The organism is Streptomyces sp. NPDC048659, from assembly GCF_040650575.1.
Taxonomy (GTDB): domain Bacteria; phylum Actinomycetota; class Actinomycetes; order Streptomycetales; family Streptomycetaceae; genus Streptomyces.
Genome location: NZ_JBEZHM010000019.1, coordinates 38,774 through 50,826 on the forward strand (window position 1 = coordinate 38,774; position 12,053 = coordinate 50,826).

General features: G+C 71.9%; 13 protein-coding genes and 1 riboswitch. Of the genes, 9 read left to right on the plus strand and 4 right to left on the minus strand.

The features are described 5' to 3' along the window. Nucleotides 1-5 precede the first annotated feature (5 nt). From AB0C99_RS17050 to AB0C99_RS17065, 4 genes are all read right to left on the minus strand, one after another. Nucleotides 6-1,097: a thiamine ABC transporter substrate-binding protein gene (locus AB0C99_RS17050; RefSeq protein ID WP_362475577.1), complete on the minus strand. Its 1,092-nt coding sequence runs from the start codon at nt 1,095-1,097 to the stop codon at nt 6-8. 83 nt (nt 1,098-1,180) lie between these two features. Next, nucleotides 1,181-1,290, minus strand: a riboswitch (TPP riboswitch). A gap of 29 nt (nt 1,291-1,319) precedes the next feature. Then, nucleotides 1,320-2,426 carry a 23S rRNA (adenine(2503)-C(2))-methyltransferase RlmN gene (gene rlmN / locus AB0C99_RS17055; protein WP_362475579.1) on the minus strand — a complete coding sequence of 369 codons (1,107 nt, stop codon included), beginning with the start codon at nt 2,424-2,426 and terminating at the stop codon, nt 1,320-1,322. Between the two features lie 149 nt (nt 2,427-2,575). After that, entirely contained in the window at nt 2,576-3,385 is an 810-nt protein-coding gene (locus tag AB0C99_RS17060) for a protein phosphatase 2C domain-containing protein (RefSeq protein ID WP_362475581.1), read from the minus strand. A gap of 1 nt (nt 3,386) precedes the next feature. Further along, nucleotides 3,387-4,223, minus strand: a complete 837-nt coding sequence (locus tag AB0C99_RS17065; protein ID WP_362475583.1) for a sigma-70 family RNA polymerase sigma factor — start codon at nt 4,221-4,223, stop codon at nt 3,387-3,389. A 577-nt stretch (nt 4,224-4,800) separates the two neighbouring features. Between AB0C99_RS17065 and AB0C99_RS17070 the strand changes: the two genes are divergently transcribed. From AB0C99_RS17070 to AB0C99_RS17110, 9 genes are all read left to right on the plus strand, one after another. Further along, entirely contained in the window at nt 4,801-5,067 is a 267-nt protein-coding gene (locus AB0C99_RS17070; RefSeq protein ID WP_362475585.1) for a DUF6284 family protein, read from the plus strand. After that, nucleotides 5,064-5,345 (plus strand): DUF6303 family protein, encoded by a 282-nt coding sequence (locus AB0C99_RS17075; protein ID WP_362475587.1) that lies wholly within the window; start codon nt 5,064-5,066, stop codon nt 5,343-5,345. Before AB0C99_RS17070 ends, AB0C99_RS17075 begins: the two co-directional genes overlap by 4 nt. After that, nucleotides 5,339-6,451, plus strand: a complete 1,113-nt coding sequence (locus AB0C99_RS17080) for a hypothetical protein (protein ID WP_362475715.1) — start codon at nt 5,339-5,341, stop codon at nt 6,449-6,451. The genes AB0C99_RS17075 and AB0C99_RS17080 overlap by 7 nt, the downstream gene beginning before the upstream one ends. Before the next feature lie 20 nt (nt 6,452-6,471). Continuing rightward, nucleotides 6,472-6,864: a DUF3307 domain-containing protein gene (locus AB0C99_RS17085; protein ID WP_362475717.1), complete on the plus strand. Its 393-nt coding sequence runs from the start codon at nt 6,472-6,474 to the stop codon at nt 6,862-6,864. A gap of 13 nt (nt 6,865-6,877) precedes the next feature. After that, the gene (locus tag AB0C99_RS17090; protein ID WP_362475589.1) at nt 6,878-7,093 is read left to right on the plus strand and encodes a hypothetical protein; all 216 of its coding nucleotides are present in this window, start codon (nt 6,878-6,880) and stop codon (nt 7,091-7,093) included. 79 nt (nt 7,094-7,172) lie between these two features. Continuing rightward, entirely contained in the window at nt 7,173-8,777 is a 1,605-nt protein-coding gene (locus AB0C99_RS17095; protein WP_362475591.1) for a hypothetical protein, read from the plus strand. 2 nt (nt 8,778-8,779) lie between these two features. Next, a complete protein-coding gene (locus AB0C99_RS17100; RefSeq protein WP_362475593.1) occupies nt 8,780-10,900 on the plus strand; it encodes a hypothetical protein in 2,121 nt (706 codons plus the stop codon). Between the two features lie 220 nt (nt 10,901-11,120). Further along, the gene (locus AB0C99_RS17105) at nt 11,121-11,618 is read left to right on the plus strand and encodes a hypothetical protein (RefSeq protein ID WP_362475595.1); all 498 of its coding nucleotides are present in this window, start codon (nt 11,121-11,123) and stop codon (nt 11,616-11,618) included. 11 nt (nt 11,619-11,629) lie between these two features. Then, entirely contained in the window at nt 11,630-12,046 is a 417-nt protein-coding gene (locus tag AB0C99_RS17110; RefSeq protein ID WP_362475597.1) for an RNase adapter RapZ, read from the plus strand. The last annotated feature ends 7 nt before the right edge of the window (nt 12,047-12,053 follow it).

Sequence of the window (12,053 nt, forward strand, 5' to 3'; positions counted from 1 at the left end):
CGCGGCTACTTCAGGACGAGCGAGGTCCACTGCTGGATCCACTGGTCACGGTTGGCGGCGATCTTGTCGGGGGCCATGGTCTGCGGCTTGTCGACGACCACGCCGTGCTTGGTGAAGAGCTCGGGGAGGGTCGCGTCGTTCGTCACCGGGTTGACGAACATCTGGAGCGGCATGTCGTCCTGGAACTTCTTGGAGATCAGGAAGTCGATCAGCGCCTTGCCACCCTCGGGGTTCTTCGCCCCGTTCAGCAGGCCGGCGAACTCGGTCTGGCGGAAGCAGGTGCCGGTGGAGACGCCGGTGGGGGCGACCTTCGGCTGGGGCTCGGCGTAGAGCACCTCGACCGGGGGGCTGGAGGCGTAGGAGACGACGAGCGGGCGGTCGCCCTTGGCCTTCTTGCCGCCGGCGGAGCCGGAGAACTCCTGGTTGTAGGCGAGCTCCCAGCTGTCGACGGTCTTCACGCCGTTGTCCTTGAGCTTCTTCCAGTAGTCCTGCCAGCCCGCGTCGCCGTACTGCGCGGCGGTGCCCAGCAGGAAGCCGAGGCCCGGGGAGGACCGCTCGGGGTTCTCGACGACGAGGAGGTCCTTGTACGCGGGCTTCGCCAGGTCGTCGAAGGTGACCGGCGGGGCCAGCTTCTTGTCGGCGAAGTACTGCTTGTCGTAGTTGACGCAGATGTCGCCGGAGTCGATCGGGGTGACCCGGTGCTCCTTGTCGAGCTGGAGCGCGGCGGGGACCCGGTCCAGTCCCTTGGCCTGGTACGGCGTGAAGATGCCGTTGTCGAGGGCGCGGGAGAGCAGCGTGTTGTCGACGCCGAAGAAGACGTCGCCCTGGGGGGAGCCCTTGGTCAGGATCTCCTTGTTGATGGCCGCGCCGGCGTCGCCGCTCTTGAGGACCTTGACGGTGAAACCCGTCTGCTTGGTGAAGTCCGCCAGCACCTCCTTGGAGGCGTTGAAGGAGTCGTGGCTGACGAGCGTGACGGTCTTCGGCGCGGGCGTGCCGGTGGCCTTGTCCTTGCCGGTGTCCCCGCCGCCGCAGGCGGCCAGGGTGGTGACGCCGAGCGCCGCGACGAGTGCGGCGGCGGCCGCCTTCTTGGTGTTCACGTGGATGTCCTCCTGGGGGTGTCCAGGAAGAGACGCGGCCCTGCCCGCGCCCGGGGGGACCGGACGCGGGCAGGGCGCAACAGCTCGAGTTACGACCGAACTTCCTACCCAGAATGACCTGGGCGAGGTTCAGAGGGTCTGCGGCCTGACGGTGCCGCACTCTCAGCGCTGTGGCGCTCCCCTGTCGGAATATGAAGATGTGTTCGAGCTCAGACTACAAGGTCAGCGCTCGGCGGCGGCCAGCTGTCCACAGGCGCCGTCGATCTCCTGGCCCCGGGTGTCACGCACGGTGACGGGCACCCCGTGGCGCGCGATGGCCTCGACGAACGCCTTCTCGTCCTCGGGCCGCGACGCGGTCCACTTGGAGCCGGGCGTCGGGTTCAGCGGGATCAGGTTGACGTGCACCCGCTTGCCCTTGAGCAGCTTGCCGAGCAGGTCGCCGCGCCATGCCTGGTCGTTGATGTCCCGGATCAGGGCGTACTCGATGGAGACCCGGCGGCCGGACTTCTCCGCGTACTCCCAGGCGGCGTCGAGGACCTCGCGGACCTTCCACCGGGTGTTCACGGGGACGAGGGTGTCGCGCAGCTCGTCGTCGGGGGCGTGCAGCGAGACCGCGAGGCGGCACTTGAAGCCCTCGTCGGCGAACCGCAGCATCGCCGGGACGAGCCCGACGGTGGAGACGGTGATGCCGCGCTGGGACAGGCCGAGGCCGTCGGGCTCGGGGTCGGTGAGCCGGCGGATGGCGCCGACGACCCGCTTGTAGTTGGCGAGCGGCTCGCCCATGCCCATGAAGACGATGTTGGAGAGCCGCGCGGGCCCGCCGGGCACCTCTCCGTCGCGCAGGGCGCGCATCCCGTCGACGATCTGGTGGACGATCTCGGCGGTGGACAGGTTGCGGTCGAGCCCCGCCTGGCCGGTGGCGCAGAACGGGCAGTTCATCCCGCAGCCCGCCTGCGAGGAGATGCACATGGTCACCCGGTCCGGGTAGCGCATGAGCACCGACTCGACGAGCGTGCCGTCGTGCAGCCGCCACAGCGTCTTGCGGGTGGTGTCGTCGTCACAGGAGATGTGCCGCACGACCGACATCAGATCGGGCAGCAGCTCCCCCGCCAGCTTCTCGCGCGAGCCGGCGGGGATGTCGGTCCACTCCGCCGGGTCGTGCGCGTAGCGCGCGAAGTAGTGCGTGGACAGCTGCTTGGCGCGAAACGGCTTCTCGCCGATCGCGGCGACCGCCTCCTTGCGCTCGGCGGGCGTGAGGTCGGCGAGGTGCCGCGGCGGCTTCTTGGCTCCGCGCGGGGCGACGAAAGTGAGTTCTCCGGGCTTGGGCATGGTCCTACCAGTGTCGCAGACGGAAACCCATGACCTCCGTTTGTCCGGCCGCCGAGCGGTGGCTGATGGTGGCCATTGGTGATCGTTGGCGGCCCTCAGACGGCCCAGAGACGGCCCCACGGCCGGGCCCTTTCGGGGTCGGCCTCACGCTATGGGCGGACGTAGATCACGGTGGCATCGTCATGCGGTTTGCTGCGGGGCCACCTGGTCAGGGCGATGTCGGACAGCTCCGCGTCGCGAACCCGGCGGACCAGCGCCTCGGGCCCTTCCTGCTCCAGAAGGTCCAGGCAGCCCGCCCAGTCGGCCAAGGCGAACGCCGTCACGGCACGGGCAGCCCCATCAGTCATGAGCGCTGCCCGCGCCACGTCACGCACGGGAAAGGAGCCGCACACCGCCGCCTCGGCGGCCTGGGGCTCCGAGGCGGCCACCCAGTAGCCTCCCGGTCGATTCCGCGAGGCTCGTTCCACCTGCACGAGGCGGGCGTGGAGGTGCCGACGCTCGGGCGACCCGGGGACCGCGCGCTTCATGGCGGCCCGCTCGCTCCGGCCCACCTCCGCGAGGCGGGCGTCCGAGACCGCGTCCACCACCCCTCCGTGCTCCACCACGAGGGTGCAGTCTCCCAGGACCAGCCACTCAACTACGTCCTCGCGCAGCCGAAGGGCGGCGAGCGTCGCCGACGGGGACAGCGGATCGCCAAGGGCGCACGTGTCGCGATGCGCGCGGGCCGTGTGCTCGATCGCGCCGGCGAGGGCGTCCCGAAGGGTCCCGTCCCCGCCGGCCGCACTGCACAGCGCCGTACCCAGCGTCCTGGCGAACCAGGAGACACCGTGAATACACGGCGCCTGAAGCGTGTCGGGCATACCGGCACCGTCCACGACGACGGCCACGCAGTCGCCCCAGGCCGCGAAATCCTCATTGGCCCGCCCCGGGCACGCGCTGCTGGACGCCGACACATCCATGTCAGGCAGCCTCGTGCCGGAGCACGCCGCTTGCCGATCGGCTCGCCGTCACCGACTTGTCGCTGGGGTCGTAGTCGCACGCCACGACCATGGAGAAGGGCTCGGTGCCCGCTTCCTCATAGAGGGACGAGAGGTTTTCGCTCAGGTAGTGAGCCACGCCGAGCGACCCAACGGCATGGACTCCGGCGATCAGAACGAACGTCCCTTGCCCGTCAGGTCGCGGGAGCCTGCCGAGGTAGGCCACGTCTGCCGGCGCCGGGTCCTGCGGGTCATCGCTCGGCGACGTGTATACCTTGCCGCTCTCCCGCTCCGTGAGAGCCCACCGCCCGTCGGGCAGCGTCTCGAACGAGAGCCGGGGGTCCTGAGCGAGCGCGGCGGCAGCCTCCGGGGACGTCTTGGGCCCGCACACCACCACCAGATCGTCACGGTTGAGGTCGAGCTCTCCCGTCACCGGGATGTACCCGAGCTCCCCATCGAGCTGAAGGCTCTGGGCCATCGCCAGGAGCCGCTGTCCGGTCGAGCTGTCCTCCACGGCCACGTACTCCCGCTCGCCGGGCCGGAGCGGCACGACGACCTGTACGAGCTGGGTGCCGAGGAATGCCCGCTCCGGCGGCGGTCCGGCGTCCCGAAGCTGAGCCACGCGCGCACGACTCACCCCCATCAGCTTGGCCACGTCCGCCATCGAGTGACCGTTCTTCCGCAGCCACGCGATGCTCTCCTTGCGCATCCGCGATGTCTCGACGACCGCGGCTTGCAGCTCTGTCATCAGGTCCACAGCGGCCTTGACGCGCAGGGAGTGATCCTGCATCGCCGAGACCCGTCGCACTTCCTCGATCAACGTCTCGCCTCCCGAATCGACTCAGAGGGTGCTTCTTTGGCCCCATGTTAAGGGGGGCTTGACATCGCCCGCCAGTCGCCGCCAAGCTATGTGGCAACCCCCCCTTAACAGGAGGGATCCCGGACGGCTTGGGTGCTAACCCCCCCTTGCCACTTGGTCGCCCGGAGGGCTCCGTGAAAACGGGTCGGCTCGATGGAAGCGCCTGGTACTTGAGAACTGAACAGAGGACGCACCGCAGCCTTCGCTAGGGAAGAGCGGCCGTCAGATCGCCCAGGCACCTGCGACAAGCCGTGGGCCCTGCCGCACGAAGCAGCACGCACCTTCTCCTTCGGTCGCCCCTCGGGTCGGCCCAGGACTCGTCACGTGCGGTGACACAGGGGCAAAGATCGCGACCCGCTTGCCCGGTCCCGCAGGCCGTTTCGGCTGCGGCCGGCTGCCTCCTCCGCCCGTCCGACCCCCTCGTGGGGCTCGTACGGGCGGGGTTGAGGGGAGCCGGATGGTTCCAACGGCGAGAACCCCCGGTGCTGTAACACCGGGGGTTCGTTCGGGCCGTTCCTCTCTGGAAGGAACACACCCAATGAAGTCCATCGTTGCACTTCAGGCCGTTGTTACGGCCACCCCGTTCGACGACGAACCGTCGGACGCGGAGCTGGACGCGGTCGAGCTGGAGATGCCGCTGATCCTGGCGGAGGTCGAGCTGCTCGACGTGGAGATTGACCTGCTGGACCGCCCGGTCACGGTGCTGGGCGAGCGGCGGATCCGCCGGGCCCGGAACCGGGTCCTGGCCGCGCGCTGCGACCTGACCAACCGCGCCGCCCTGGCCCTGATGGGCGGTGTGGCATGACGTACGAAGCACGCCTGGTCACCCGGTTCACCGGGCTGTGGTCGCTGTACGTCGTCACCGACGGCCAGAAGGCGTCGGACTGGCCCGCCTTCGAGTTCTCCCGCGCGTCGGCGCCGAACTGGGCGGAGCGAATGGAGGCGCTGGCCACGCTCGGCTATGAGCCGGTCAACCTGGAGGCGGACTGGGAGTGGCTGGAGCTGTCCGAGCCGGACGACTACCGCGTCCGGCTCCTCGCGCGCTTCCCCGTCCAGTCCCTCACCGGCAAGAACGCATCGTGAGCGGCGGGCGGCCCCTGAGCACGGGGCAGAAGTGGGTGCTGGGCGCCGCGTTCGTGCCGATGGTGGTCACGGGCGGGGCGGGCGCGTACGGCACGTACTCCAACATGAGCGCCGTCTACGGCGACGGGACGGCGGCCGGTGCGGTCGCCGCGGGTGAGGGTGCGACGGCAGTGCTGGCCCTGGTGCTGCTCGGGCTGACGATGCTCGGCCAGTCCTCGCCGCTCGTGATCCGCGCCGGTCTGTGGGCGCTGCCGGCCGCCGCGTCGGTGATGTCGGCGACGGCGGCCAGCAGCGACAGGATCGTCGTCTACGCACTGACCCCGCTCGGCATGACCGCCGCAGCCGAGGGCGCAGCGTTCCTGGCCCGGCGGATCGTCGTCCACCGTGACGGCCGTGACGCCGAGGCCGAGGCCCGCACGGCGGCGGTCGTGCAGTCCCTCGCCTTCCACCGGGCACGCGCCGCCAACCACCCCGACGAGAAGACCCGCAACCAGTCCGAGCGGGCGTCGTGGCGGCTGGCGAAGAAGGTCGGCATCGGGGACGTGTCCCTGGGCACGCGTCTGGTCGGCGTCCAGCGCGAGCGCGTCACGGCCGGGGCCGACGCGGCCCTGACCGACATGTTCACCGTGACGCGGGCCGTGACGCCCACCGTCACGGCCGAGCCCGTCGGCGTCCTGGAGACCCCGCAGCGGGCCGCGCTCGAACCTGCCCGTGACGGGCTCCGTGACGGGCAGGACACGCAGGTCAGCACCCCCGAGCCCGACGCCGAGCCGGTGCCCGTCACGCCCGTTACGGTCCCGGCCGTGACGCCCGTGACGGAGCCCGTCACGGACACCGACGACGAGCCGGTTCAGGCTCCGGCGGAGCCGCCGGTGACGCTGGCGGAGCTGGCGGCCGTCACGGGCGTGACGGCCCCGGAGCCGTCCGTCCCGCTCACCGACACGCAGCTCGCCGTGGTGCTGCGGTTCCTGCGGTACTCGGCCGACCCGCCGCTCTCCTACCGGCAGGCCGCCGCCGCGTTCCGCGAGCAGGGCTACGTCGGCGCAGAGGCCCGCGTCCGCGCCGCCTGGGGCGCCCTGATGTCCCAGGAAGAGACCGCCGGGTGACCGACACCGAGGAGCTGTCCGTGTTCGCGACCGTGTTCCTGCTGCTCTACATCGGTCACCTGCTGGCCGACTACCCGTTCCAGACCGACCACCAGGCCGCCCACAAGGCCGACCCCGGCACCGCCGGGTGGCGGGCCAACCTCCACCACGCCGGCGTCCACGTCGCCACCTGCGCGATCACGCTGCTGACCGGCATGGCCGTGCTCGACCTGCACATCCCCACCCTGTCCGCGTACGCGGCCCTGGCCTGGGTCGGCGGGACGCACGCGTTCATCGACCGCCGCTGGCCGGTGCGCTGGTGGATGGCCCGCTTCGGCCAGACCGGCTGGGCCGCCAACGGCGGCGCCGCGCACGTCGACCAGACCGCCCACATCACCGCGCTGGCCCTCGCCGCCCTCGCCCTCGCCGCCTGAAAAGGAGCCCCTCATGCCGAACGCACAGGGCAGCCACATGTACGTGCTGACGCTCCAGGCCCAGACCGGCCGCCTCCACACGATGTCCGGGACCCACACCCCGGCCCCGGGCCGGACCCGGTTCGACCTGCTCACCCAGCTCCGCAAGGACGCCGTCCGCCTGTACCCGAACAGCCGGATGGACGGCGCGATCGTCCTGTTCTTCTCCGTGGAGCCGAACGCCCTCTGACCTGCACAAAGACGGGCCCAGCCGTGAACCTTCCACAGCCCGGCTGGGCCCCCTGTTCTCCCTAAGGGAGGTAGCAAGGATGACGGACATCAGCACCGAGCCGGTAGTGGGCATCACCGCCCCGGCTCCGCCCCCGCCGAACACCCCGCTCCCGGCGCCTGCGGCTCCGGCCGCCGAGCAGCCGGTCAAGGACGCCCCGAAGGTCGAGCACACGCCGGGCGGGTGGCCGGTGGTGCCGCTGGCCACCACCGGTGCCAACGGCACGATCAGCGGCGTCGCCGCCGCCGCGCTCGCCGCCGGTCCGGCCGGGGCCGCCGTCGCGGCGGCCGGGGCCGTGCTCATCGGCGGCGCCGTCCTGGCCCGCCGCGCTGCCCGCAGCCGCACCGCCAAGACCACCACCCGCGCCGCGAAGAAGGTCCCCACCCCCCGGCAGCCGCACAGCAGCGGCAGCAGCAGCCGGGGCACCGGCAACCGCAACACCGGCACCGGGGCCCATCGGGCGGGTGGCGGCCGGAGCAGTTCGGGGGCGTCGCGGACGCCTGCGGGCCGCACCGGCTCCAGCTCCGGCACCGGCGGGTCGTCCGCCTCGGGCCGTTCGCCGAAGTCGCCGGGGCGGATGGGGCAGGTCAAGGCGCTGCGGCAGGACGCCCGCTCGACCGCCGCCGGCCAGACCCGTGCCCAGCAGCGGGCCGGTGCGGTCAAGGACCGGCGGAACGTCGCCGATACCCGCCGCAACACCCCCACCCACCGCCCCTCCACCGGCACCGGCACCGGCACCGGCAAACACAGCGGTAAGCCCAACTCCGGCCCCAAGAAGCGTCGTTCGCCGCTCGGGGGACGCGCCCGGGGGGTGCGGGATGCTGCGGTGAAGCGGGCCCGCAACCTCCGTGACCGGTCCACCGCGCGGGCGGTCGAGGGGGCCCGGGGCAGGGTTCAGGCGGCGCTGACCGCGAAGCAGGCCAAGCTCCTGAAGCGGGCCGCCCGCCGTGACGCCCGCCGCCAGCTCTGGCGCTCCGCCGCGCGTAAGCAGGGCCGCCGCCTGCTCGCCGCGCTCCTCGCGGCGCCCGTCGGCGCCATCGGGCTGCTGACCACCCCGCTCGGCCGGAAGCTCGGGATCAAGGCGCTCCAGTACCCCGGACGGCGCCTGTACCGGCGGCTGATGCGCACCGCCGAAGAGCAGCGCGCCGCCCGCGACGCCGCGATCCGTGAGCGGCTGGCCGCCGCCGAGGCCGCGATCGACGCCGACCTGGCGCCGGAGCAGCAGATCGGCGACAAGGCCGAGCGCCCCACCTTCCTCACCCCCGCCGCACCCTCATCGTCCCCGCTGGAGGTTACGAACGTGTCCGGTTTCAAGTTCGAGGAGGCCGCCGCCGAGATGGAGGCCGCGGCCCGCACCTACGACCCCGAGACGGCCATGGAGATCTTCGCCATGGTCGAGGGACTGCCCGAGGCCCTCCAGTCGATCGCGAACACCTTCCTGACCCTGGCCGAGCGCTCCGACAACGAGTTCCCGCTGGAGAAGCCGATCGCGGTCGCGTTCGACGAGATCTACGGCGCGCTGATGCGCGCGGTCGACTCCTCCGCCGACCTCGGGCCGCTGTTCCGCCAGGTCCATGAGCAGGACATCGCCCGTCACGAGGAGCCCCGCAACGGTATCGAGGCTGAGAAGGGCTGGAACGTCTGATCATGACCACCACCGACACCCCCAACACCACGGGGCCGGTGTGGGACTGGAGTGCCGGTCACGGACCCGTGACCGGCGCCCTGTCCGCCACCACCGGCGCCCTCGCCCTGGCCACCACCGGCGCCGCCACCGGCATGCCCCCGAGCTGGGCCCTCGCGGTCGGCGCCGCCGGCGCCATCGGGCACACCATCTCCACCCTCCGTGAGCGGCTGTCCGCCCGCACCGTCGCCCTGCGCGCCTCCTCCTGGCTGCTGGGCGCCGGATGGACGACGTGGGCCATCACTACCGGGCCGCTGACCTGGTCGGCGATCGGGTCGCTCGCCGTCCTCGGCGTCGGCATCGGCACCACCGCCCGCTCCACCTCCCTCTACGAGGACGCCCGCGAACTGGAGCTCATCGCCCACGCCGAGCGGCAGGTCACCGCCGAGCAGTCGGCCGAGCGGCGGACCCTCGCCGCGGAGTGGGTCGAGCGGATCCAGCGCGTCTGCGGCGTCACCGTCACGGTCCTCGCGATCGAGAAGTGGCCCACCGGCACCGGCTTCACCATCGACGCCGAGCTGCCCGGGGCGACCACGTACGACCAGATCGCGAAGGGCTCCGCCAAGCTCTCCGCCGACGCCCGCCTGCCCCACGGCTGCACCGTCGCCGCCACCCCCGGCATCCACCAGGGCCGCGTCCTGCTCGACGTCTCCACCGTCAACGTCCTCGCGGACGCGATCCCCTACCCGGCGGACTACAGCCCCCTGTCCATCCACACCGGCCTGCCCTGGGGCGTCCGCTCCGACGGCCGGGAGGTCAACGTCTACCTGCGCGAGCAGTGCGCGCTCGTGGTGGGGCCGACGGGGTCGGGCAAGACGAACTTCGTCCACACCGTCCTGGGCGGCTTCGCCCGCGCCACCGACATCCTGACCTGGGTCATCGACCTCAACGCCGGATCCGCCGGCCTGCCCTGGGTCCGCCCCGCCCTCGACGGCGACGGCAACCCGAGCAGCGAGACCCGGCCCGGGATCGACTGGCTCGCCTCCACCCCGGAGGAAGCCACGCTGATGCTGGACGCGGCCCTGCGGGTGGGCAAGCACCGCAAGGTCGTCTACCAGGACCTCATGGCCCAGGCCGACACCGACCTGCTGCCCGTCTCCGCACAGATCCCCCAGATCATGCTCGTCATCGACGAGGGCGCGGAGATCCTCGCCAGCAACGACCCCAAGATGCGCAAGCTGGCCGCGAAGATCCTGGAGGTCATCCGGCTCATGCGCGCCATGGGCATCCGCGACGTCCTCACCGCCCTCGGCGCCACCGGCACCGTCCTCGGCAACCTGATGATCCGCCGCGAAGCCAAAGCCCGCGTCGTCCTGACCGGCGGCGAAGTCGAGGGCATGGACCTCTCCCGGGTGTTCCAGGGCTCACAGGGGCTGAAGCCGGAGCAGGCCCCGTACAAGGGCGCCGGGTTCATCGGCACCCCCGAAGCCGCGCCGGGCCTGTTCAAGTCGTGGCGGATCACCCCGAAGCAGATCGCCGACGTCGTCCGCGCCACCAGCGCCCTTCACCCCCGGCTCGACGAACCGTCCGCGAAGGCCGCCGGCCCCGACTACGCCCGCCGCTGGGACACCACCCGCACCGCCTGGATGCGCACCACAACCGCCGCCAGTGAACAGCCCGTCGCGCAGGCCGAGCAGCGGCCCGCCCGCCCCGGCGGACTGAACCTCTCCGCCCTCCGCAACACCACCCAGGCCGCCCCGGCGGCGGGCGACGAGGACGCGCTCGCCGCCGAGTTCATGGCGCAGATCGACGCCGAGTTCGGCACCGTCGCCGAACCCGACGCGGACGAGTCAGAGGAGCGCGAGCCGTCGCGCGGGCTGAACCTGTCCGCGTTCCGGATCGAGCAGCAGGACAGCGGCGCCCGCAAGGACGCGCTCGCCGTCCTGCTCGCCGCCGGACCGGACGGCACCGGCGCCTCCGCCATCTCCCGGGCCCTCGCCGACCGGCACGGCACCACCCGCCAGACCGTCGTCGGCTGGCTCAAGGAGTGGGCCGACGACGGCACCGCCGTCCGCCTCGGCACCGGCACCAAGACCCGCTACGTCCACCACACCCACGCCCCCACCGGCCCCGCCGAGACCTGACCTGGCCCGCTTGTCGCCCCCACCCCAAGGAACAGTCCTCCCGGTCTCCCAGTGACCTCGAAACGGGCTTTGACCTGGGAGGCGACAAGCGACAAGACAAGACAAGCGACAAGCCACACGACAAGCAGGCGACAAGCCAGACGACAAGCGACACGACAAGCAGGCCACCCGGGCAGCACCCCACGAGGGGTGCTGCCCGGGGCCGCGAGAGGGGCACCTTGTGTACGAGCCGACCCCGTACGAGATCACCACCCAGCCCGCCTGGACCGCCCCGCCGGCCACCACCCCCGGGCCGGTCATCGTCCCCGCCGAGATCCCGCCCGGCGTCGACTGGGTCACCCTCCCCAACGGCGTCCGCACCCTCGCCTACACCCACCCCACCGCGCCCGCGCAGATTCCGCTTCCCGCCACCCAGCCGATCCCCGCATGGGCCAAGACCACCGCCCTCCTCGCCCCCACGGTCGGCTGCGGGATCGGCGCCGCCGGGATCGGGCTCTCCTACGCCGCCCCGGGACTCATCGCCATGACCCATGCCCTGTGGTCCGCCGCCGCCCTCGTCGTCGCCGCGGTCGTCGCCGTCCCCGTCCTGCTCCGCACCGCCCGCCGCGCCGTCACGGGCGGCGGTACCGGCGGGAGCGAGTCGACGACGCACATCACGCAGAACATCACCGCGACCGGACTGTTCGGCCGCGCGTCCGGAACCATCAACAACCGCTGAGAAGAGCCCAGTTGAGCAGCATTCGGATCGTCTCGTACGGCACCGGCCACCACGACAAGCCCGCCGCCTACTCCCCGGTCGTCATCGACACCACCACCCTGCACAACCCGCCCGACGACCCCGCCGTCCGGGCCACCCTCACCCAGCTCACCGGCCTGCACCCCGACGTCGCCGCCTACGTCCTCGCCACCCCCGGCGCCGACAAGCTCATCGCGACCGCGCTGCGCCGGATCGAGCACCGCATCGCCACCGGCTACCGCGTCATCCACGTCCACGTCCACTGCTACGGCGGCCGCCACCGCTCCGTCGCCATCGCCGAACACCTCGCCGCGGATCTGCGGCTGACCGAGGACGACGTCCGGATCACCCACCGCCACATCGCCCGGCCGATCCTCCGCTCCCGCCTCCACAACCTCACCGGCCACTGACCCAAAG

What these genes read in the sequence shown, in the direction of transcription:
- rlmN (WP_362475579.1), bottom strand. Translation starts at nt 2,426, where the DNA reads ATGCCCAAGCCCGGAGAACTCACTTTCGTCGCCCCGCGCGGAGCCAAG.
- AB0C99_RS17060 (WP_362475581.1), bottom strand. Translation starts at nt 3,385, where the DNA reads ATGGATGTGTCGGCGTCCAGCAGCGCGTGCCCGGGGCGGGCCAATGAG.
- AB0C99_RS17070 (WP_362475585.1), top strand. Translation starts at nt 4,801, where the DNA reads ATGAAGTCCATCGTTGCACTTCAGGCCGTTGTTACGGCCACCCCGTTC.
- AB0C99_RS17075 (WP_362475587.1), top strand. Translation starts at nt 5,064, where the DNA reads ATGACGTACGAAGCACGCCTGGTCACCCGGTTCACCGGGCTGTGGTCG.
- AB0C99_RS17090 (WP_362475589.1), top strand. Translation starts at nt 6,878, where the DNA reads ATGCCGAACGCACAGGGCAGCCACATGTACGTGCTGACGCTCCAGGCC.
- AB0C99_RS17095 (WP_362475591.1), top strand. Translation starts at nt 7,173, where the DNA reads ATGACGGACATCAGCACCGAGCCGGTAGTGGGCATCACCGCCCCGGCT.
- AB0C99_RS17100 (WP_362475593.1), top strand. Translation starts at nt 8,780, where the DNA reads ATGACCACCACCGACACCCCCAACACCACGGGGCCGGTGTGGGACTGG.